Source organism: Paraglaciecola algarum (genome assembly GCF_021532655.1).
Lineage (GTDB): Bacteria > Pseudomonadota > Gammaproteobacteria > Enterobacterales > Alteromonadaceae > Paraglaciecola > Paraglaciecola algarum.
Genome location: NZ_JAKGAS010000002.1, coordinates 314,204 through 334,999, shown reverse-complemented (window position 1 = coordinate 334,999; position 20,796 = coordinate 314,204). Strand labels below are relative to the sequence as shown.

Here is a 20,796-nt window from a genome sequence, read left to right as displayed (position 1 = left end):
TAGGGTAAAGTTCGCGACTTGAAATTTCAAAAAGGTAGTTAGAGTGGGTGGAGCTGAAGTTAGTTTAGAACACTTATATAAAGTATTTACTATGCCCGAAGGGCAAGATTCTAAACTTGCACAAATTGAAAAACACCTTTCAGATAATCTAGCTGACTTTTTATCACAACATGTTGTGACCAAAGTTAATTCTTTAGAGCAAATCGAAAAAAGTTTCGCAGAGTATGCCGTTCCTGAAGCGCCTGAGTTTGTGTCTAAACATGCTGAAACCTTACTTGAAAAGTTAGTTGCTAATTCGGTCAATACTTATTCTCCAACTTTCATAGGGCATATGACGTCAGCGTTACCATACTTCCATCTGCCATTAGCTAAATTACTAGTAGGATTAAATCAAAACCTAGTTAAGATTGAGACTTCAAAAGCCTTCACGCCATTGGAAAGACAGGTTTTAGGCATGATGCATGAATTGGTTTATAAACAATCTAGCGATTTTTATAGCACCTATTTACACAGTGCAAATCATGCTCTAGGTGCTTTTTGTTCGGGTGGTACCGTGGCCAATATCACCGCCTTATGGGTTGCCAGAAACAAAGCTTTGCCTGCTACACCTCAGTTCCAAGGGATTGCCCAAGAGGGGATGGCAGCAGGGATGATGCATCACGGCTATAAAAGATTGGGTGTTATTTCTTCTAAACGTGGTCATTACTCTTTATCAAAAGCAGTCGATATTCTTGGCTTAGGCCGCCAACAAATGCTTACAATTGATTGCCCCACACAAACTCTTTCTGCAGAAAAAGCGCTTAAAGTGGGCAAGCAATACCAGCAAGAAGGTAATAAAGCTTTATCCATAGTCGGTATCGCAGGAACCACTGAAACAGGACATATTGATCCATTAGATGAATTGGCTGATGTTGCCCAAGAGCTGGGCTGTCATTTTCATGTTGACGCTGCTTGGGGTGGAGCCACGTTGTTTTCTCAACAACATAATAAACTTTTAAAAGGTATTGAGAAGGCTGATTCTGTAACCTTAGATGCTCATAAGCAAATGTATGTGCCTATGGGCGCAGGTATGGTTTTATTTAAAGATCCAAACGATAGTAATGCGGTACGTCATCATGCTCAATATATATTAAGAGCAGGGTCAAAAGATTTAGGAGCCACTACTCTTGAAGGCTCGCGTAATGGTATGGCCATGATGGTGTATGCTTCTCTACACATTTTCGGTAGAAAAGGCTATGAGTTATTAATTAATCAAAGTATTCAAAAAGCTCAATTATTTGCCAAGATGATCGAACAACATAAAGAGTTCGAATTAGTCACATCACCTACTTTGTCTTTACTGACCTATCGAATTGTTCCAGAAAAGGTTCAAAGTAAATTAAGCAAAAACCCCAAAATAGCCCATGCTTTAAATATTGAATTAGACAAACTTACTGTGGCTGTGCAAAAAAGGCAACGAGAGGCGGGTAAATCCTTTGTGTCTAGAACACGTTTACAAATTGAAAAATACCCTGAGCAATCTATTACCGTGTTTCGTGTGGTATTAGCCAATCCATTGACTACAGAATTAGACTTGCAAAATATACTAGATGAACAAGTCTCTATCGCACTGGAAACACAAACTTGGCTGAGCTTAACTACCTAAAAAGCTTAGCTCTTGAAAATTTTGAAAACCTAAAGTGAGATTTGTAGATTATCAATCAGACGAGTTTTACCTAAAAATGCCGCAGCCAATAAAACTAAATGTGTATCTTCATGGCTTGGTTGCAACAATGATTCACTACTTCGAATTTCCAAATAGTCTGGATTAAAGCCAAGTTCAGCTAGTTGCTGTTTATACTCAGCGGTTAAACGTGTGAAGTCCCTACGACCGAGCTTAATTTCGGCGGTTAAGGCTTGCATCTTTTTATATAAAGTTGGCGCTAACTTACGCTCTACATCAGTTAGATATTGGTTTCGTGAACTCATGGCTAAACCATCTTCTTCGCGTGTAGTAGGCACACCAAACACTTTAAGGTTCATGGATAAATCAGTCACCATCGCTTTAATGACTTGTAACTGCTGAAAATCCTTTTCTCCAAAATAGGCTAAATTGGGCTGAACCATATTGAATAATTTACAAACGATGGTTGCCACACCTCGGAAGTGCCCTGGACGACTAGCCCCACATATCATGTAAGACAAACCCGGTACTTCGACAAATGTTTGTTGTTCCAATCCGCGGGCATAAATATCGCTAGCTTTAGGCATAAATAAAGCGTCTACGCCTAGGGCCTCTAATTGCGACTTGTCGTTTTCTAAAGTTCTAGGGTATGCATCTAGATCTTCATCTGGACCAAACTGCATTGGATTGACAAATATGGACACAACCACGATATCAGCATGTTTTTTTGCTTCTCTAACTAGGTTTAAATGGCCTTGATGCAAATTTCCCATGGTGGGAACAAATGCAATCATCTTTCTATCATCTTGCCAAGTACGCCTAATTATACGCAAATCTGTGATATCGCTAATTAATTTCATGTAAAACAACCTTAATTAAAACTATGTTCCGCGCTTGGGAACTCGCCCTCTTGTACTTCTTGAATATATTGTTGAACGGCCTTTCGTATATCACCGGTTTGAGATAAATAGTTTTTTGAAAACTTAGGCATATAATTAGCGCTAATACCAAACATGTCATGCATGACTAAAATCTGACCATCTGTTTTAGCACCTGCGCCAATGCCAATCACTGGGATACTCAAAGCTAAAGAGATCTGCTCAGCCAAATCAGTTGGTATACATTCCAAAACTAACAATTGAATACCAGCTTGTTCCAATTGTTTGGCTTGCTCTAGAATGTTTTCAGCTTGCAGGTCGTCTCGACCCTGCACTTTGAATCCACCAAAAACATGCACTGATTGAGGAGTTAAACCTAAATGGCCACAAACCGGTACACTTCGTTCTTGCAAACCTTTAATGGTCTCAAGTAGCCAAGCTCCACCTTCCACTTTCACCATGCTGGCACCTGCTCGCATTAATTCAGCGGCATTTAAGTAAGCTTGCTCAGGGGTGGAGTAAGACATAAATGGCATATCAGCTACTACAAAAGCTCGCTCAACACCTTGCCTAACTGAACGAGTATGATAGGCCATGTTTTCGATTGTGACACTTAAGGTGTCATCATCGCCACGTAATACCATGCCCAATGAATCGCCTATTAATAAAAGATCGATACCCTGTTCATCAAAAAGCTTTGCAAAACTAGCATCGTAAGCTGTTAAGGCAGTAATTAATTGTTTTTCCTGCTTCATTTTAAGCAAGGTAGAAATAGTTACTTTCTTCATTTCATTTACCTCAGTTGTTGATGCCTAGTCGTTTACTGTAATTGCTATCAAGTACGCGCACTATACGGATATTTTATAAAAATTCTAGAATTGAGCTTATTTAAACTCAATTATCCTAAGTCCATTTTTAGGACATGACTCAACCAGCTTAGATAACTTTTCGCCGCTTGGTAAAATTAAATTTTCTGCGATTTCAAGCAGAGGGTACAACACAAATTCTCTGGCTTTCATTCCGTAATGAGGAACAACCAAGTCAGGCAAATCGATAATGCGATCACCATAAAGCAAAATATCAAGATCTAACGTCCGTGGTCCCCAACGATTTTCTTTGCGCTCTCGGCCTTGTAATAACTCTATTTTCTGGGTTTGTTCGAGTAACGCTAAAGGCTCGAGTGTGGTTTTAAGTAAAACCACGGCATTTACGAAGTCTGGCTGGTCTTTGGGGCCCATAGGTTGACTAACATAAAAGCTAGAACAGCAAACTAACTCTGTATTAGGTATAGCTGATAAGGATTTTAAAGCGTTATCGAGCTGTTGCTCAGGTTTAGACAAGTTACTGCCTAAACCTATGTATACAAGACTCATGAAGAGGCTTTAGGCTTCTTACGCTTACGACGTGCGCGTTTAGGTGCACCGCCTTCTTTTTCACGCAAAATATTCAACATGTTTTTTCGCTGGTTTTCGTCAGCCTCTTGAAAGTCGGTCCACCACTCAGCTAGCTCTAATAATTTGCCACCTTCAATTTGACCTCGTAACAACAAAAAGTCATAAGCCGCTCTGAACTTAGGGTGCTCTAATAATTGATAAGCTCTGCGGCCGTATCGCTTAGGTAATCGGTTTTGTAATTGCCAAATATCACGAATTGGAATACTAAAACGTTTCGGGATCATGATCCGCTGGATCTGACGATTTAATACATCATTTAAGGCTAAGTTAAAGGCATCAAAATGATTCAACCCTCCTTCAGCCATTAATTGCTCACAACGCTCTTCTAATGGATACCACATAAACGCAGCAAAAATAAATGCAGGGGTAACTCGTTGCCCAGTATTAATGCGATTATCTGTATTAGTAAGCACTTGCTCAACAAATCGATTTTCACGACTTTCTGGTTGTTTTAATAGAGGCGCTAATTGTGGAAATAAAGGCTCGAATAAATGATACTCAGATAACAATTTATATGTGTCTAAACCTTGGCCTGACAGCAAGAGTTTTAATACTTCTTCAAACAACCTAGCGGGCGGAATATTGGCCATCAGGGGAGCCATACGCTTAATAGGTTCAGCCGTTTCTTGGCTAATTGTCATATTGAGTTTGACCGCAAAACGTATAGCTCGAAGCATACGTACAGGATCTTCTTTATAACGAGTATCTGGATCTCCAATCAAAGCAATCTTTTTGTCTTTAATGGCTTGCATACCGCCTGCAAAGTCACGGATTGAGAAATCAGCGATATTGTAATACATGGCGTTTATGGTGAAATCTCGGCGTTGCGCATCTTCTTCAATGCTACCAAAAACGTTGTCTCTTAGTAGTTGACCATGGTCGCTTTGTTTACTCACCTTGGACTCTGTATCTTGACTCGTTTCGTGATGTCCTCGAAAAGTTGCGACTTCGATAATTTCTCTGCCAAATACTATGTGAGCCAAGCGAAAACGACGGCCAATTAATCGACAGTTACGAAACAGGCCTTTAATTTGCTCAGGAGTCGCGTCTGTTGTCACATCAAAGTCTTTAGGCTCTTTGCCTAACATGACGTCTCTAATACAGCCGCCAACCAAATAGGCTTGATAACCACTATTGTGCAAGCGGTACAGCACTTTTAGCGCGTTCTCACTAAAACTTTCTCGTGACACTGCATGTTCTGCACGAGGAATAACGGTCGCGACAAGATCAGCAGGCTTGTCTGCAGTTTTAGGGCGCTCTGTCGCTTTCTGGCGTAACGCACCTTTTACCTTGTCTATAACTCGAGAAATAATATCAATTGCTCCTATGCTTATTGTGAGCCTTAAATTTGGGCGCCAATCATATACTGTCTTGTTGTGCAATTCTATTGTCAATGCGTTCGGTTTTTGCCACCAGCTTAGCTAAATCCCAATTATCAATTGCCCAACCTAATATATCTGCAATCGCACCACCTGTTAACTCACGCGGAACCAATAAACCTAAAAATTGTAAAGCTGCAACTAAATTGGCTGCAGCTGCTGTGTTTTGCACCGCGGATGCATGATTTTGTTTACTTAGTTTTTTACCTGGTTCTGACACCACAACTGGAAAATGTAAAAACTGCGGAATAGCGCAATCAAAGGCTTGATATAAAGCAATTTGGTATGCGGTTGCCGACAATAAGTCAGCTCCCCTTGCCACCTCGGTAATACCTTGCTGAATATCATCCACTACTACAGCTAATTGATAAGCAAATAATCCATCTTTACGACGAATGGCAAACTGGCGTGCCAATTGTGTTTGATCAAACGTAATTTTTCCTAACAATTGATCATTAAAGTGAATGGCAGGAGATGAAAAATTAAAACGCGTTGCATGACTCAATGCAGGTAAATTAAGCCCAACACACGCACAGATTTGGCCCTGAGATAGTTGACATAATTCGGCACGAGTACATTGACAATGATAGGTAAAGCCATGTTTGTGTAACCACTCTATTTTATCCGCATAAAGTTCGCTACGTTGGCTTTGATAAACAACAGAGTCGTCCCAGAAAAGCTGGTGAGCTTCTAAACAACTTAAGATACAATCACTTGCACCTGCTACTTCTCTAGGAGGATCAATATCTTCTATCCGAAGTAACCACTTACCATCATTAGATTTAGCTTGTAAGTAACTACCTAAAGCAGTAACCAATGAACCAAAATGAAGAGGACCTGATGGTGAGGGAGCAAAGCGCCCTACATAATTAGATGCATTATTTAAGGTTAAAGAAGACAATCAGTTGAGGTCAACGAAGTCAGTTACTTAAGCCACTCAAAATAAATTCGATTTACTTTGAGTGGGCTTTACAAAACTAACCTTGAAGTTGTTTTTCTTTAATTTCAGCCATAGTTTTACAATCGATACACATATCGGCTGTTGGTCTGGCTTCTAAACGACGTACACCAATTTCGATACCACAAGCATCACAGAACCCAAAATCATCCTCGTCTATACGTTTAAGGGTTTTTTCGATTTTCTTAATTAGCTTACGTTCTCTATCTCGAGTACGTAACTCAAGACTAAATTCTTCTTCTTGAGCTGCGCGATCCACTGGATCAGGAAAGTTAGCCGCTTCGTCTTGCATGTGGTGAACAGTACGATCAACTTCTTGACGCAACTGATCGCGCCAAGCTTTAAGTAATAAACTGAAATGCTCCATTTGAGCATCGTTCATGTACTCTTCGCCTTTTTTCTCCTCGTAAGGAGTTAATCCGGCTACCGCTAATAACCCAAGGGTTTTATTTGTATTTGTTGTTGGCATTTGCCAATTCTCCTAAACTACGGCACGAGCTGTAATGTGCAGGCGGCTATGTATATCAGAAAGCCATTACACTGGCAATTTATTTGCTATCAACTTATCCGCTGGAATGAAATCAATTTTGAGCTGGGTATATGGTGTCCTTGCTGAAAAAATCAACTATCAAGTTAAATAAAAAATCTTACAGATTGATTTACATAGATTTTTTCTGCATCAATATGACAACCATAACACAAGACCTCGACACCTTTGTCCATGGCCAACGATAATTCTTTAGCATAATCTGGATCTATATGTTGAGCAACAGTCACTGAGTTTATTCCAGTGTGTTGTACACAAAACAACAATACAGCCCTTTCGCCTCTACTTGCTATTGAACTGAGTTCTCTTAGATGTTTTTGTCCCCTAATGGTTTTAGCATCGGGGAAATATCCCAGTTCATTGTCTAACAAGGTGACTGATTTAACTTCCACATAACAATCTGGCTTATGCTCAGCCATTAGTAAAAAGTCTATGCGACTGTTTTCTTCGCCAAATTTCACTTCAGCTTTATGTTGGTTATATCCAACTAATTCTGGAATTAATTGCTTAGATAAGGCCTCTTTAACAATGGCATTGGCCTTGTGAGTATTTATTCCGATCCAATGATTTTTATTAGTCTTAACCACTTCCCAAGTAAAGGGAAGTTTTCGCTTAGGGTTGGTGCTAGGCGATAACCAAACTTGCCAACCTGGTTCAGCACAACCGGTCATGGCACCTGTATTTGGGCAATGCGCAGTAACAATACTGCCATCATTTAGCTGCACATCAGCCAAAAAACGTTTGTAACGCTTAATCAAAGTGCCTTGAATTAAATCTGGATAATGCATAGTTAAAGGTGTTGATCTTTAGTGAATGGCTGACGGTATGCGTGTTATTCTAACAAATATATATTGAATTGGAGAAGTCATGTCTCATTTATCTATTACCCTTACCACTCAGCCCCCTGCAGATTTTTACGCACCTAATTCGGTATTAAGTGTTGAAAATCATCAAGCAAAAATTCATTTAACAGATCCAGAAAACGAGTTGGCAGTCATTCAAAAAGCTGGCCGGCAATTGGATGGATTAGGAATAATGCAAATTCAACTCATAGGCGATTGGCAAATTGAGCAACAATGGGCATTAGCCCAAAGTTTTACTACGACTCAAAAGCAGCTTCACATTCAATGGTGTGACGATCAAAACAAGACCGAATTGATTAATCGATATGAGTGTATGTTGTTTACTCGAAATTTAATTAATGCCACTCCGGAAGATCTCTCGCCCGAAGTATTAGCAAACTCATGTGCGAATTGGCTACAATCTCTCACAGATCATTCAATTAGTTATTCCTTTTGTACGGGCGAAGAGCTAAAAAAACAAGGCTGGATGGGTATTTATCATGTGGGCCGAGGCAGTACTCGTCCTCCCGTATTGCTTGAATTAGATTTTAACCCAACAAATAACCCTAATGCACATGTTAGTGCCTGTTTAGTTGGTAAGGGTATTACCTTCGATAGCGGTGGTTACAGCATGAAAAGTAGTGAAGGTATGCTAAGTATGAAATGTGATATGGGTGGAGCCGCTACAGTAACAGGGGGACTCGGCCTAGCCATTTTAAGAGGTTTGAATAAAAGGGTAAAACTATTTTTATGTTGTGCAGAGAACTTAGTCAGCGGCCATGCATACAAGCTTGGAGACGTGATTACCTATAAAAATGGCACAACAGTTGAAATAGTGAATACAGACGCTGAAGGTAGATTAGTACTCGCCGACGGGTTAATGGCTGCAAGTGAAACGGGTGCAGAATTAATTATAGATGCAGCAACCCTTACTGGCGCTGCTCAAGTCGCTCTTGGCAGTGAGTACAATGCATTTTTTGCATTGGATAAAAATTTAGAACAACGTGCACTAAAATACGCTAATTCAGAGCAAGAACCGGCATGGGCATTGCCACTAGAGAAATGGCATAGAAACAAATGCCCTTCAGCGTTTGCAGATACAGCTAATAGTAGACCACAAAAAGGAGGCGGCGGGGGCGGAGCCTCAAATGCGGCGGGCTTTTTATCACGTTTTGTAAACGAGGATGGAGCTGGTTGGCTGCATATAGATTTAGCAGCTGCTTATAACCCATCCAATACCCCATGCCTGCCAGCTGGTGCCACAGCACAAGGGTTTAGAACAATTGCTAAAACCTTGCTAGAAGAAAATAACAACTAAAAATAAAAGACTTACAAAAAGGGAGATACTCTTCCTTTTTGTAATGAATTTAATTTAGATACCGCCTAAACGCTCAGCCAGTACCTTGTATTTTTCTACCGCATCCTTGTCAAACAAAGGATTGCCAGCGGCATCTTTATCTGCGGCAATAAGTAAACTTTCTCTTTCCAACCTTTCAACTCTTACATCTTGTACGCCTAGAAACTCTGCAACTTGTGCTACTGTCATTAGACTCATTCGTCTACCCTCAAATATTTTTATAATAATGATGATTTCTTAGTAAAGCTTAAAGATCAATAATTGCTAGCTCAATTTATCATCCATTTGATTAACACAAAATTATTTACCAATTTTGCACTCCTCCATTAAATCATCAAGCCATTGAAATTAAAACTTTTTTTATCTGTGTAATTGAATAATAGTGACTAAATGAACAGACAGCAATATTTTGAGGACTCAATTTGAATATTTGTTTTTAGCTCTAAATTGTCTAACTTTTAAAATACTCCCATCGGTTTCAAGCTTACGAATAAGGTGATATAAACACTCAGTAAAAATCATATAGAGCACTACTATGGACACTTGGTCTGCAGCCATAACTTTAATCTTAATTATGGATCCTTTAGGGAACTTACCTATTTTCATGTCTGTATTAAAAAGTATTGAGCCCAAACGTCGAAAAATTGTATTAGCCAGAGAACTAATATTCTCGCTTATAATCATGTTTACTTTTTTATTTAGCGGACAGGCGGTTTTAGACTTCCTAAATGTTCGCCAAGAATCAGTAAGTATTGCAGGCGGCATCATTTTATTCTTAATAGGCTTAAAAATGATTTTTCCTCAACCAGGAGGGATTACTGGATTACCTTCTGGAGAAGAGCCTTTTATAGTCCCCTTAGCCATCCCTATGATAGCTGGACCTTCAGTATTAGCGTCCTTAATACTTTTAGCCAATCAAGACCATAATCGTATGTTAGATTGGTCATTGGCTTTAGCTGGCGCTTGGCTATTTTCAGCCACTATATTAATGTTATCGGGCACTTTTCATCGACTCTTAGGGGAGAGAGGCTTAACCGCAATAGAACGATTAATGGGTATGATCTTAATCATGATTTCCATCCAAATGTTATTAGATGGTATTGGCGATTATTATGGGTTAGGTTAGATAAAAAACACCTATTATGGCCAAAGTTACCCCCTCAAAAATTTTAATAATGAAACAAAATAGAGAACAGATTGAATAAAAAATTAAATATATTTCAGCAAGTTAGAGAGTTAGAAGGTTGGTATGCAGTCGCCTTTTCCGCGACTTTGTTAGAAAGAATGTTGCCTAATTACACCTTATTTTGTGAAGTCACTGAATTTGCCGACCCAGCTCAATATCGCAAAACCCTTAATTCTATTTGGGAGTGGTTGGCCGTACCCAAAGCCAAAATTAATTTTGCTGCGCAACTCGAGAAAGTAGAAGAATTAGTTCCTGACGCCAGCGACTTTGACAACTATGGTGTATACCCTGCTATCGATGTAGCTATGTCTATGTCTGCCACCATATTATTAATCCAAGAACAAGATTTACAAGGTGCTGTGGTGGTTAGTAAATTATCACAAGGAGGGGTCGAAGCCTTTATTGAAGCTAGTAGCGAACAAGAGCTTGAACCTCAAGACATCAAGCAACATCCACTCATGCAGTGGGAGATAGAAACCCAACAAGAACTATTAATCTTGTTAAATAAAAGTCCTAAAAATGCGGAAACATGCAAAAAACTAAAAACTTTAGCCACAACAGAAGGCATGAGTAATATTGGTATTGAAATCTAAGTTTTTATGGGGGATAAATTTAAGCATACGCTACTGCTAAATATTTTAAATAATCAAGCTACCCGTTGATATAACCTCACAAGAACTTGTGAAGTTTGTTTTTCTTTAATCATTTGCCAATCATCTGGAACCGAATATATACACTGGCCCTCAGATTCAATATAAATCACCCCATCTGGGGCCAATAAATCTCGAACCGCTATTTTATCAATCACGGCGGGTAATAAATTTTTATTAAAGGGCGGATCTAAAAATATTAAATCAAAGGTTTGATCAATTTTATCTAGCATCTGTTCTGCACTGCCTAACATCACCTTTGCTTGTTGCGCCTCAATATTTAATAACTTTAAATTTTCATTAAGTTTAGCCGCCGCTTTTTTATCTAATTCAATAAATACAACTGATTGAGCGTAACGAGAAAGTGCTTCAAACCCTAATCCACCACTACCGGCAAAAGCGTCTAAACACCTAGCGTTTTGGGTATAAGGCATTAACCAATTAAATAAGGTTTCTTTGTTTCTATCTGTGGTGGGTCTTAATCCTTGCACATCGATAACAGGCAATTTACGCCCTCGCCAACGGCCACTAATGATGCGAATTGCACCATTTGCCTTTTGAGTTGTTTTTACGCCTCGCTTCATTTGGGATAGAAATGCTATTATTAGGAACAGATAACACTAGTGTACTTAATTAGTTCAACGAAATTCCAAGGATTTTTCAACTGTATGTCAAAGTTTTTCAATTGGCTTAAAAAAGATAATAAAACTCAAGAGTCTGTCGAGCAGGATACTCAACCTACAAAATCAGCGAATGAGCTAGCATCAAAGTCCACTCCAGAAATAAAGAACAATGATTCTGAATTAGCAGAAGAACCACTTGAAGTCACAGTTAATGAGGGGTTAGACGAAGCTAATGAAGTTTCAGAAGAAAAACAGAGTGCTGCCGAAGATAGTCAAGAAAGCACTTTAGAAACTAATCATTCTCATACTGATTCGGTACAAGAGGTAACACAAAACACTTCTACTCAAGCTGAGCTCGCTGTCCCCAACATAGCCTCAGAATCGATATCAGAACCCGATCCCATTCCAGAAATTTCAGAAAACAATCAAGCTGAATCAACACAAAAAACAGCAGTAGCGCCTGTCAAAACTGAAAAAACTGGTTTTTTTGGTAAATTAAGACAAAGTTTATCACGCACAAAAGAAAGTATTGGTAGTGGCATAATAAGTTTATTTAAAGGCAAAGCCATTGATGATGACTTGTTTGAAGAGCTTGAAACCCAATTGTTGGTAGCTGACCTTGGCATGAATACTACAGTTAAGTTAATCAACCAATTGACTGAAAGTTCTAACCGCAAACAATTAAAAGATGGCGAAGCTCTGTATCAAGTACTTAAAGAACAAATGGCAGGCATGTTACAAAAAGTAGAAAGCCCACTACAACTTAATTCACCATCAGGCCCATTTGTTATTTTAATGGTTGGCGTAAATGGTGTAGGTAAAACCACAACTATTGGCAAAATGGCAAAACAATTTCAACAACAAGGCAAAAAAGTCATGTTGGCCGCGGGTGATACTTTTAGAGCAGCAGCGGTAGAACAACTACAAGTTTGGGGAGAGCGCAACGACATTCCAGTTGTGGCGCAACAAACCGGTTCAGACAGTGCATCAGTTATTTTTGATGCATTTCAATCTGCCCAAGCAAAAAATATTGATGTATTAATTGCGGATACCGCTGGTCGTTTACAAAATAAAGACCACTTAATGGAAGAGTTGAAAAAAGTCGTGCGTGTAATGAAAAAGATTTCACCAGAAGCGCCTCACGAAATCATGTTAACTCTAGATGCCAGCACTGGCCAAAACGCAGTCAGCCAAACTAAACTATTCCACGAAGCAGTTGGCTTAACAGGTATAAGCTTAACTAAACTAGATGGCACAGCAAAAGGCGGCGTGATATTTTCTATCGCAGATGAATTTGAGATCCCAATTCGATACATTGGAATAGGCGAAGGCATAGATGATTTACGTCCATTCAATAGCCAAGACTTTGTTAATGCCCTATTTACTGAACCCGATGAACAGGTAAATTAAACCGTGATTAAGTTTGAGCAAGTTAGTAAAACCTATCCCGGTGGCCAACAGGCTTTGCGTAAGGTCGATTTTCATATTGAACCTGGAGAGATGGCTTTTTTAACTGGACACTCTGGTGCCGGTAAAAGCACCTTACTTAAGCTTATATCGATTATGGAGCGGCCGACTGTAGGCAAAGTTTTGATCAATGGTCACGACCTATCCAACATACAACGCAAACAAATAGCATATATTCGTCGCGACATAGGCATGATCTTTCAAAGCCACCAATTATTAATGGATAAAACTGTATTTGATAATGTGGCCTTACCTTTAGTGATTGAAGGTTATTCTCATAAAGAAATTGCCAAACGTGTTCATGCTGCATTAGAAATGGTGGGCTTACGAGACAAGATTAAAAATTCTCCAATGATGTTATCTGGAGGAGAACAACAAAGAGTGGGCATTGCTAGAGCGGTAGTGAATAAACCGCCATTGTTGTTAGCTGACGAACCAACGGGTAACTTAGATCCAAAACTTTCCATGGAAATCATTCGTTTATTTGAAGATTTTAATCAAGCTGGGGTATCTGTTTTTATTGCCACCCATGATTTAGGTTTAATCGCTCGCATGAAATATCGAACCTTAACTCTTAAACAAGGACAAATGATCACAGATGGACTGGATGAAGAGTTTCAAACAGATGATTTATACGTTTAATCAATCTTTCAACCATACGTAGGTTAATCAATGAGCATTTTATTTAAAGGCAGAGTACAAGGTGCACAAATTGCTCAAATATCTGCAGCACAGCGAATTGTAATGTTTTTTGTCAGTCATGTAAGACAAGCCTTAGGTAGTCTCGGAGAGTTATGGCGCTCTCGAACGTCATCTTTTATGACCATAGGTGTGTTAGGGCTCAGTATTACTTTACCAAGCACTTTGTATGTCATGGTTAAAAACGCTGAACAAGTCAGTTCAGGTTGGGAGCAAGCCTCGCAAATTTCTTTATTTTTAAAAGAAGATGCAAGCAAAAGCGATGTCGACCAATTATTAAAACGTATTCAACTTTGGCCAGAAGTTGACACAATTGAATTTATTTCCGCAGACAAAGCCTTAGATGAATTCAAACAATTATCAGGATTTGGTGACGCTATCACCTATTTAGATGAAAATCCCTTACCTAATGTAGTATTGGTTACTCCCACCAGCCGACACGCAGGGCCAACTGCTGCTAGATTATTGTTAGAAAAACTCAAAGGTGAACGGGAAGTTGATATAGGCAAATTAGACATTGAGTGGCTAGAACGATTACACGGTTTGCTAAATGTAGTGAAAGAATTAGTTACTGTGATTGCCTTATTATTGTTCTTAGCCGTAGTGTTAATTATTGGCAACACCATAAGACTTAATATTCTTAGTAAGAAAGATGAGATACTCGTGATGAAGTTAGTCGGGGCAACAGATGCATTTATTCAGCGCCCTTTCATGTATACCGGCTTTTGGTATGGTTTTTTAGGTGGTGTGTTAGCTTGGTTCGCAGTTACCATTTTACTCTGGTGGATGAGCAGTAGTATTAAAACCGTAAGTGCCCTATACCAAAAGAACTTTGATATAACAGGCCTCAATTTTAGTACGTTTATGTTGATGTTAGCTGTATCAATATTTTTGGGGCTAAGTGGCTCCTTGTTATCAGTCAGACGTCATGTAAGGGAAATTGAACCTAAATAACAAAGTCTGTATAAGTTCAACTCTGCAAGTTCCGGTAAGTACGCTTTATTAATAAATTAGGGAATCAGCATTAGCATGAATAAAGCACTATTAACTTTAATTGCATTTATGACGTATATGGTGATGTCTGGATTAATGACCCAAATAGGCGTATTGATTTCTCCCCTAGCCGAATACCTAAATGTAAGTGTAACTAAAGTCGCTTCTATTTTTTCGCTGTTAACTGGAGGAACTCTCGCCGGTACATTTATAGCCATGTGGTTGTATGGTCGATTCACCACTCAAAGAATCCTGCAGGTTAATTATCTAGCCTTCATCCTGTCATTAATTCTATTAGTGTTTTTGGATAGTCAATCCCTCCTAGTTGTATCGATTTTTTTGTTTGTTTTAGGTATAGGTTGTGGAATTGGATTAGCAGGTGGTGCAGTCTTAATTACTCATTTATACAATGAAAAAAAGCGAGCCTCTGCATTTTTGGCCACCGATTGTTCATTTAGCTTAGCCGGATATATATTTCCCTCATTGGCTATCATTTTATTGTCAGCAAATCACTTATGGACATTGAGCTATGCAGTTGTCGGAGTATTGGCATTTCTGATTTTCATCGGTTGTTTTATTTTAAGGTTCCCTAGAGATACCCAAAGGAATCAGCGGGATCTCGAACCTTATGAACCATCTACCAAGGTAAATATTTGGACCCCAAGAGTGATCTTGGTAGCCTTTGCCTTATGTTGCTATTTAACCTCTCAAACCACCTTTTTAACTTGGGCTCCGAGTTATTTGCAAGAGATTCTTAGCTTAGATTCGACCCAAGCCGCAAGTGCCGTAGGTAATTATTGGGGGCCTTCAATTTTTGGTTTACTTACAGTCACACTGTTAGTAATGAAAGTTCCTACTCGTCCTTTATTATTGTGTGTATTGGCAATAGCGGTGGCCTTATCGTTTCTATTATACAGCACTTCAGATCCCGACTGGTTTTTAACTGTCACTTTGGGGCTAGGGTTTCTAACTTCCTGTATTTTTAAATTGGGGATATCTATTGGCACTCAACAAATCAAAAATGCACCACCCTTTCTTGTTACTTTTCTACTTTGCTCAGCTACCCTTGGTAGCACAATTGCACCGGCACTTTCAGCCTTAGTTGTATCCACTTTTGGAGTGAGTAGTGCAATGTTAATGACACTAATAGGTTTTAGCCTAGTAGCTGTATTAATTTGCGCTTGTTTAGTATTAGAGCATAAGAAAGGCTGAGTTGACCATACCGCTTAAACCTGACAAGAAGAACTTATAAGTAGGGTTAAACGGTTTAATAGGACAGGCATGTTAATACAGGGCCAACACAACTAAAAAATGGATTACGGGTCATTTCGACTTTCCTGTAAGTAGTTAACAGGAACCAGCGGAATAATGGTTCAGAGCTAGGAGCGGTTTTTATCTTAGCCTATAATGTCGATACTTTATAAACACAGCAATTGTCTTACCGAAAAGCGGTGCCCATGCATGCTTGGCAAGTGCCGAAGTCATGCTTATTTAGCAAAGAAAACCCGCGTTAGCTACTTACCAAATACCGACCATCCAGTCCTCTTAACAAGCAACTCCAAAGCTTGAGTGCCAAGTTTACTATTACCTATGGGATCTAACCCAGGTGACCAAACTGCGATAGACGCCTTTCCCGGTGCCACAGCCAAAATACCGCCACCTACACCACTTTTGCCGGGTAAGCCCACTCTAAAAGCGAATTCGCCAGAGCCATCGTAATGGCCACACATCAGCATTAAAGAGTTAATGCGTTTGGCTCTGTTAGACGACACCACTCTATAGCCAGTAGTCGGGTTAATGCCATCATTGGCTAAAAATAGTCCTGAGGTAGCTAATTGAATGGTGTTCATTGCTATAGAGCAATGATGAAAGTAAGTACCTAATACAGCATCGACTGAGTTTTCAAAGTGACCAAAGGACGCCATGAAATGAGCTAGAGATGCATTTCTGTCGCCAGTTTCTAATTCTGAACGGGCCACTTTTTCGTCTATTGTGATGGATTCATCATTTGCCATAAATCTCATAAATCGTAAAATTTCGGCTAGGGTTTCTTTTGGCTGATGCCCGTGCAGAATAGCATCCGCTATTGCGATAGCGCCTGCATTTACAAAGGGGTTGCGTGGTTTTCCATGTTCATGTTCGAGTTGCACAATAGAGTTAAATGGGTCCCCAGAAGGTTCGCGGCCAACTCGAGTCCATACTCGTTCACCTAATTTTCCTAATGCTAACGTTAGGGTAAATACCTTTGAAATACTTTGAATAGAGAAAAGTGTCTCTGAGCAACCTGCGCTGTACAAGCTTCCATCAGGTAAAGCCACACTGATGGCAAACTGATTCGGATCAACACAGGCTAATTGCGGGATATAACTAGCTACAGCTCCTTTGTCACTTTTTGAGGCCATTTGCGCTGCAATATCATCTACTATTTGTTGCATATTTAGCCCTTTAGCTGGCTATCTCTAGCCTCAATTTAGTATCTACTGCTTACCTTACTTTTCAAACACACCATTTAAATCTGACAAGAAAAACTTATAGGCAGGGTTATGGGTTTGCTCTTCGTAGATATAACCTAGTTTAGCTAAATGCTGATCAAAGTCTGCGCGTTGCTCATCAGCTATATCAAACCCAGCCAACACTAAACCTTCGGCAGCTCCGTGATTACGGTAGTGGAATAAGGTGATGTTCCAGTTTTCACCTAAGGTGTCTAAAAACTTCATTAAGGCACCCGGGTGTTCTGGAAATTCGAAGGAGAATAACTTTTCATTTGATAAACTAGGTGGACGACCACCTACCATGTAACGCACATGTAACTTGGCCATTTCATTATCTGACAAGTTAAAACACTGATATCCTTGGTTATTTAATTGCTCGCTTAACTGGTCGTATTCTTGCTGGCCTTCACGCAACTTTATGCCCACAAAAATGTGGGCTTCACGGTCGGTCGAATATCGATAATTAAACTCAGTAATGGCTCTGCCGCCTAATACTTCACAAAACTCTCTAAACGCCCCTTTACGCTCTGGAATTTTTGCCGCGAATACCGCTTCTTTTTGTTCACCTAATTCACAACGTTCAGATACATAACGTAACGTATGAAAATTAATATTAGCGCCACATAATATACCGCCAAACTTTTGATTTTTAACTGCGGGGTGAGCATGCAAATATTTTTTTATACCTGCTACAGATAAAGCCCCAGCTGGCTCTGCAATCACACGGGTATCGTCAAAAATATCTTTGATGGCCGCACAAATTTCGTCGGTACTGACAGTAATCACCTCATCTACATACTGTTGGCATAGACGAAATGGTTCATCACCAATAATTTTTACCGCCACCCCGTCAGCAAATATGCCCACATGATTAAGCGGCACGGGTTTACCCGCTTGCATTGCGGCTTGCAAACAAGCAGATTCTTCTGACTCTACTGCAATAATTTTCAATTCTGGTTTAAGATGTTTTAGAAAGACTGAAATACCGGCAATCAATCCACCGCCACCTACGGCAATGAATAAAGTGTCAAGATCAGGGTTTTGTTCAAGTAATTCACGAGCAATAGTGCCTTGGCCAACAATTACATCGGGATCATCAAAAGGCGCCACCATGGTATATCCACATTCTTGGGATAAGCGCAGTGCTTCTTCTTTAGCTTGGTCAAAACTGGTGCCGTGCAAAACCACGTTGGCGTATTCGCCACCAAAACTTTTTACCGCATCCACTTTAATATCAGGCGCAGTAGCGGGCATTACTATGGTGGCTTGGATTTGCTTTTTTTTAGCCGAATAAGCCACGCCTTGAGCATGATTACCCGCTGAAGACGCCACCACGCCAGCTTTTAATTGTTCATCTGAGAGCTGGCTTAATTTGTTATACGCACCACGTAATTTAAAAGACTTAACAGGTTGTTGGTCTTCACGTTTCAGCCAAATTTCATTACCTACAGCAGCAGACAGTTTATCTAATTTTTGCAAATCAGAGTTCACCGCCACGTCATAAACGGGCGACAATAAAATGCGCTTTAAATAATCATCGGCTGAAAGTTTCATTTAGTCTTCCAACTTGGATGCATCACGCACTCCGCCTTTATCGGCACTTGTTGCTAATAATGCATAAGCTTTAAGTGCTAGTGTCACTTTACGTTCACGAGAAACTGGCTTCCATGGTTTAGCACTATTATTCATCTTGTCACGTCTGGTCTGTAAATCAGCATCACTGATATCTATGCCAATGGTGCGATTTGGAATATCGATGAGCATAGTGTCGCCTTCTTCAACTAAACCAATACCACCGCCACTTGCCGCTTCTGGTGCACAGTGACCAATAGATAAGCCTGATGTACCACCTGAGAAACGACCATCAGTAATCAAGGCGCATTCTTTACCTAATCCTTTGGCTTTAAGGTAAGTAGTGGGATACAACATTTCTTGCATTCCCGGGCCGCCTTTAGGACCTTCGTAACGAATTATGACAACGTCACCTGCTACAATTTCGTCAGCTAGAATCGCAGCACAAGCTGTGTCTTGGCTTTCAAAAATGCGCGCACGACCGGTAAACTTGAGGATAGATTCATCTACACCGGCAGTTTTCACAATACAGCCATTTTCAGCAATATTTCCAAATAATACAGCTAGACCGCCTTCTTCACTAAATGCATGGTCACGACTACGAATACAACCTTCAGCACGGTCTGTGTCGGCTGTAGGCCAACGGCAGTTTTGACTAAAGGCTTTAGTGGTGCGAATTCCAGCTGGGCCCGCCTTATAAAATTCTAAAGCTTTTTCATTGGCTGGGTTAGTAATATCCCACTCAGCTATTACTTCACCTATGGTTTTACCCAACACGTGAGGAGAATCTGCATGCAATAATCCAGCACGATTTATTTCAGCTAGAATGCCCAACACACCACCAGCACGGTGAACATCTTCCATATGATACTTAGGTGTAGATGGAGCAACTTTACAAAGTTGCGGTACTTTGCGGGATAAGCGGTCAATATCATCAAGGGTAAAAGGTATTTCAGCTTCAACAGCTGCTGCTAATAAGTGCAGGATAGTATTAGTTGATCCACCCATAGCAATATCTAAACTCATGGCATTTTCGAATGCATTAAAGTTTGCAATATTACGTGGCAATACAGATTCGTCATCTTCTTCATAATAGCGGCGACATAATTCTACAATCTGGCTACCAGCTTGTTTGAACAAGCCTTCACGATCCGCGTGAGTTGCCAACATAGAGCCGTTCCCCGGCAAAGATAAACCAAGGGCTTCAGTCAAACAGTTCATTGAGTTGGCAGTGAACATACCTGAACAAGAACCACAAGTAGGACAAGCAGAACGTTCTACTTCGTTGCTATCTTCATCACTTACGTTGTCATCAACACCCGCGACCATAGCGTCAACTAAATCAAGTTTAATGATTTGATCAGAAAGCTTAGTTTTACCTGCTTCCATAGGGCCGCCTGATACAAAAATAACTGGAATATTTAAGCGTAAAGACGCCATTAACATGCCCGGAGTGATTTTGTCACAGTTTGAAATACACACTATGGCATCTGCACAGTGAGCATTGACCATGTATTCAACCGAATCAGCAATAATTTCGCGAGAAGGCAAGCTATACAACATACCGCTATGACCCATAGCAATACCATCATCTACCGCTATGGTATTAAATTCTTTAGCTACGCCACCAGCAGCTTCAATGCTGCGCGCAACTAGTTGCCCCATATCTTTTAAATGCACATGGCCAGGGACAAACTGAGTAAATGAGTTAGATACGGCTATGATAGGTTTATGAAAATCTCCATCTTTCATACCAGTGGCACGCCATAAGGCTCTGGCGCCGGCCATATTACGCCCTTGGGTTGTAGTAGCTGATCTTAACTTTGGCATTGTTTTTACTCTTTAATTGGGTTGTCTATGTAACGGCCAAAAAACCATTACTTATTTAAAACAGTTAACTTTATGCGATAAAGCATACAGGTATTTACGCTAGGTAAGAATTCGAGATTGTTATACGATATGTAAACTTTATTTATTCCACATTTTAGCAGTAAATTCATTAAAGAATTTATAGTTTAAACGGACTGAAAACAAAA

The 20,796-nt window shown here is 39.9% G+C and carries 20 protein-coding genes; 8 read left to right on the top strand and 12 right to left on the bottom strand.

Annotation, left to right across the window (positions count from 1 at the left end; genetic code table 11):
- Positions 1 to 43 precede the first annotated feature (43 nt).
- Positions 44 to 1,645, top strand: coding sequence for a pyridoxal-dependent aspartate 1-decarboxylase PanP (gene panP, locus L0668_RS04985; protein WP_235310975.1), 1,602 nt, complete (start codon positions 44 to 46; stop codon positions 1,643 to 1,645).
- A gap of 29 nt (positions 1,646 to 1,674) precedes the next feature.
- Here the strand turns inward: panP and panC are convergent, their stop codons facing one another.
- The 7 genes from panC to sfsA all read right to left on the bottom strand — a co-directional run bounded on the left by panC (position 1,675) and on the right by sfsA (position 7,667).
- Positions 1,675 to 2,523 (bottom strand): pantoate--beta-alanine ligase, encoded by an 849-nt coding sequence (gene panC, locus L0668_RS04980; RefSeq protein WP_235310974.1) that lies wholly within the window; start codon positions 2,521 to 2,523, stop codon positions 1,675 to 1,677.
- 11 nt (positions 2,524 to 2,534) lie between these two features.
- Complete coding sequence (panB, locus tag L0668_RS04975) at positions 2,535 to 3,329, bottom strand: 3-methyl-2-oxobutanoate hydroxymethyltransferase (RefSeq protein ID WP_235310973.1); 795 nt, start codon at positions 3,327 to 3,329, stop codon at positions 2,535 to 2,537.
- 96 nt (positions 3,330 to 3,425) lie between these two features.
- Positions 3,426 to 3,914 carry a 2-amino-4-hydroxy-6-hydroxymethyldihydropteridine diphosphokinase gene (gene folK / locus L0668_RS04970; RefSeq protein WP_235310972.1) on the bottom strand — a complete coding sequence of 163 codons (489 nt, stop codon included), beginning with the start codon at positions 3,912 to 3,914 and terminating at the stop codon, positions 3,426 to 3,428.
- Positions 3,911 to 5,206 (bottom strand): polynucleotide adenylyltransferase PcnB, encoded by a 1,296-nt coding sequence (gene pcnB, locus L0668_RS04965; protein WP_235311221.1) that lies wholly within the window; start codon positions 5,204 to 5,206, stop codon positions 3,911 to 3,913. The genes folK and pcnB overlap by 4 nt, the downstream gene beginning before the upstream one ends.
- A 148-nt stretch (positions 5,207 to 5,354) precedes the next feature.
- On the bottom strand, positions 5,355 to 6,275 hold the full coding sequence (gene gluQRS, locus L0668_RS04960; protein ID WP_235310971.1) for a tRNA glutamyl-Q(34) synthetase GluQRS: 921 nt from the start codon (positions 6,273 to 6,275) through the stop codon (positions 5,355 to 5,357).
- 76 nt (positions 6,276 to 6,351) lie between these two features.
- On the bottom strand, positions 6,352 to 6,801 hold the full coding sequence (gene dksA / locus L0668_RS04955; RefSeq protein ID WP_235310970.1) for an RNA polymerase-binding protein DksA: 450 nt from the start codon (positions 6,799 to 6,801) through the stop codon (positions 6,352 to 6,354).
- Positions 6,802 to 6,965: 164 nt separating this feature from the next.
- Entirely contained in the window at positions 6,966 to 7,667 is a 702-nt protein-coding gene (gene sfsA, locus L0668_RS04950) for a DNA/RNA nuclease SfsA (protein ID WP_235310969.1), read from the bottom strand.
- Between the two features lie 79 nt (positions 7,668 to 7,746).
- Here sfsA and pepB point away from each other — a divergent pair, with 79 nt between their 5' ends.
- The gene (gene pepB, locus L0668_RS04945) at positions 7,747 to 9,039 is read left to right on the top strand and encodes an aminopeptidase PepB (RefSeq protein WP_235310968.1); all 1,293 of its coding nucleotides are present in this window, start codon (positions 7,747 to 7,749) and stop codon (positions 9,037 to 9,039) included.
- 54 nt (positions 9,040 to 9,093) lie between these two features.
- On the opposite strand, the gene L0668_RS04940 is transcribed toward pepB, so the two are convergent.
- Positions 9,094 to 9,276 (bottom strand): helix-turn-helix domain-containing protein, encoded by a 183-nt coding sequence (locus L0668_RS04940; protein ID WP_235310967.1) that lies wholly within the window; start codon positions 9,274 to 9,276, stop codon positions 9,094 to 9,096.
- 337 nt (positions 9,277 to 9,613) lie between these two features.
- Here L0668_RS04940 and L0668_RS04935 point away from each other — a divergent pair, with 337 nt between their 5' ends.
- Entirely contained in the window at positions 9,614 to 10,204 is a 591-nt protein-coding gene (locus L0668_RS04935; RefSeq protein ID WP_235310966.1) for a YhgN family NAAT transporter, read from the top strand.
- 71 nt (positions 10,205 to 10,275) lie between these two features.
- On the top strand, positions 10,276 to 10,857 hold the full coding sequence (locus tag L0668_RS04930; RefSeq protein ID WP_235310965.1) for a YjaG family protein: 582 nt from the start codon (positions 10,276 to 10,278) through the stop codon (positions 10,855 to 10,857).
- A 53-nt stretch (positions 10,858 to 10,910) separates the two neighbouring features.
- Here L0668_RS04930 and rsmD read toward each other — a convergent pair whose 3' ends face one another.
- Positions 10,911 to 11,498, bottom strand: a complete 588-nt coding sequence (gene rsmD / locus L0668_RS04925; RefSeq protein WP_235310964.1) for a 16S rRNA (guanine(966)-N(2))-methyltransferase RsmD — start codon at positions 11,496 to 11,498, stop codon at positions 10,911 to 10,913.
- A gap of 84 nt (positions 11,499 to 11,582) precedes the next feature.
- Between rsmD and ftsY the strand changes: the two genes are divergently transcribed.
- From ftsY to tsgA, 4 genes are all read left to right on the top strand, one after another.
- Positions 11,583 to 12,947, top strand: a complete 1,365-nt coding sequence (ftsY, locus tag L0668_RS04920) for a signal recognition particle-docking protein FtsY (RefSeq protein ID WP_235310963.1) — start codon at positions 11,583 to 11,585, stop codon at positions 12,945 to 12,947.
- 3 nt (positions 12,948 to 12,950) lie between these two features.
- Positions 12,951 to 13,646 carry a cell division ATP-binding protein FtsE gene (gene ftsE, locus L0668_RS04915; protein WP_235310962.1) on the top strand — a complete coding sequence of 232 codons (696 nt, stop codon included), beginning with the start codon at positions 12,951 to 12,953 and terminating at the stop codon, positions 13,644 to 13,646.
- A gap of 30 nt (positions 13,647 to 13,676) precedes the next feature.
- Positions 13,677 to 14,657 (top strand): permease-like cell division protein FtsX, encoded by a 981-nt coding sequence (ftsX, locus tag L0668_RS04910; RefSeq protein WP_235310961.1) that lies wholly within the window; start codon positions 13,677 to 13,679, stop codon positions 14,655 to 14,657.
- Positions 14,658 to 14,732: 75 nt separating this feature from the next.
- On the top strand, positions 14,733 to 15,908 hold the full coding sequence (tsgA, locus tag L0668_RS04905; RefSeq protein ID WP_235310960.1) for an MFS transporter TsgA: 1,176 nt from the start codon (positions 14,733 to 14,735) through the stop codon (positions 15,906 to 15,908).
- Between the two features lie 302 nt (positions 15,909 to 16,210).
- Here the strand turns inward: tsgA and L0668_RS04900 are convergent, their stop codons facing one another.
- From L0668_RS04900 to ilvD, 3 genes are read right to left on the bottom strand one after another with little or no spacing between them, the layout of a single operon-like run.
- Complete coding sequence (locus tag L0668_RS04900; RefSeq protein WP_235310959.1) at positions 16,211 to 17,131, bottom strand: glutaminase; 921 nt, start codon at positions 17,129 to 17,131, stop codon at positions 16,211 to 16,213.
- 54 nt (positions 17,132 to 17,185) lie between these two features.
- Positions 17,186 to 18,742: a threonine ammonia-lyase, biosynthetic gene (gene ilvA / locus L0668_RS04895; RefSeq protein WP_235310958.1), complete on the bottom strand. Its 1,557-nt coding sequence runs from the start codon at positions 18,740 to 18,742 to the stop codon at positions 17,186 to 17,188.
- Positions 18,743 to 20,590: a dihydroxy-acid dehydratase gene (ilvD, locus tag L0668_RS04890; protein ID WP_235310957.1), complete on the bottom strand. Its 1,848-nt coding sequence runs from the start codon at positions 20,588 to 20,590 to the stop codon at positions 18,743 to 18,745.
- Between the last annotated feature and the right edge of the window lie 206 nt (positions 20,591 to 20,796).